Raw genomic sequence first — 1,552 nt, 5'->3', positions numbered from 1 at the left:
TGATTATTCAGCCCGCTATACCCTGCTGAGTGAGCAAAGCGATAAGCCGCTGGTGAATGTCCCCTACACCATCACCACCGGCGATGGTCAGGTCATCCCGGGTAAAACTGATGGGCTGGGCAGAACGATAACGGTGCAGAGTGCGGCAGAAGACAATCTGCAACTGCGTTCACCGGAAACCCCACCGAAACCGAAGCAAACCTTATACCGGGCCAGCGGTAACACGCCGGTAGAGTATGTTATGGAGTTTATGGAGAAATAAGTATGGCAATATCCAACAACGGCAAGATGTGCCCGGCTGTCACATCAATCACCTGTACGATGGAAATAGGCGTCTTTCCCGCCGATGAAGATCCCTGTTATCTGGCGGAAAAAGCCGAATACGCCCTGCGTCTGCCGGCAATGATTGTCACCAGGCTGGGGGCTATTCGCTTTCTTAATCAGGTCATTATGAGTGGATTGATTAAGGTTGAGGAGCTTAAGCATGACTTCCTGTGGCCCTATAAAGCGGAAGTGGTGTTTGCTATCAGAGCGGCTAAAGACGTTCCTCTGCCCATGCTGGCGACCAGTCAAGTCTCTAAACAGCGTTATGGTAATAACTTACCGCAATCCAGTAATCCGTTTGCCCGGCCTTCTGCCGACGATGTAGAGAAATTTGGTGTTAAGCGTATTCGCCATCCCGATATTATTCTGGTTAAAGAGGAAGCTCTCCGCTGGCCGGGCAGAAATGCCACCTACTTCGATGGCTCCGTACACCCCGATAATCTAAAGATGTTGATTGAAGTGAAATTTCCGGGAGATTCCCTCAGTAAAGGACAGGAAAAAGATTATATCCGGATTGCTACCCGTGACCGCTTTGGTGTAATGCGTGTTGACGATAACCGTACAGAGGAACAAAAACAGTATGACGAAGCGTGGCGAAAACTTTATCAGCCCGATTCCCAACACTATAAAAACCCGATACCGTTAGCCCCGCTGCCGCCCGGTTCGCCGCCTGATGGGGAAGCTTTACCCACCCCTCCCGCAGAGGGCGTGCCGGGGACCATTCCGCAACCCCTGACAAAAAATCCACCGCTTCTTAGTACTTCCCGCTGGTCGTTTTTACCCAGCTATGAAGACTGGGTTGTCCTCGGGCAGGAGGTGGCGGGTCTGGCCGAAAATGGGTTGAATTATATCCGCGACAGTACCCGGGAGCTTCTTGCCCAGTTTGGTACCTGGTTAAATCAAACCGGCAAGTGGGTGTGTGAAGAAATTATTGACCCGATAAGCCATCAGGCCAGCTACGCTTTTTCCTGGGTTAATGAACAAACGGGAAAAATCATGACCTGGACGGAGAGTGAGATAAAAGCCCGGTGGCAGATTGTGCAAGAAGGCTCAGATATCACCCTGGAAGAGCTTAAAAACATTAGCTGGATGCAGATACTGAAAGAGGTGGGGGAAGGCATGCTGGAAATGGTGGTGATTATTGCCGGTGTTGCCGTTGTTATCCTTGTCACCCTTGCCGTCGCTGCCGCATTGATTGCACTGGTGGAAATTTTAGCTGCCGCTGCCG

General features: G+C 51.1%; 1 protein-coding gene and 1 pseudogene. Both read left to right on the top strand.

The features are described 5' to 3' along the window. Positions 1–262 (top strand): annotated as a pseudogene (locus tag EAE93_RS23790) (type VI secretion system tip protein VgrG); the annotation flags it as partial. 2 nt (positions 263–264) lie between these two features. Continuing rightward, positions 265–1,552: VRR-NUC domain-containing protein (locus EAE93_RS23785; RefSeq protein WP_214040716.1), on the top strand; the 1,288-nt coding region annotated here is incomplete at its 3' end.

It is taken from the genome of Photorhabdus akhurstii, from assembly GCF_018448925.1.
GTDB classification, from domain to species: domain Bacteria; phylum Pseudomonadota; class Gammaproteobacteria; order Enterobacterales; family Enterobacteriaceae; genus Photorhabdus; species Photorhabdus akhurstii.
This window is presented reverse-complemented; position numbering and strand designations above follow the sequence as displayed.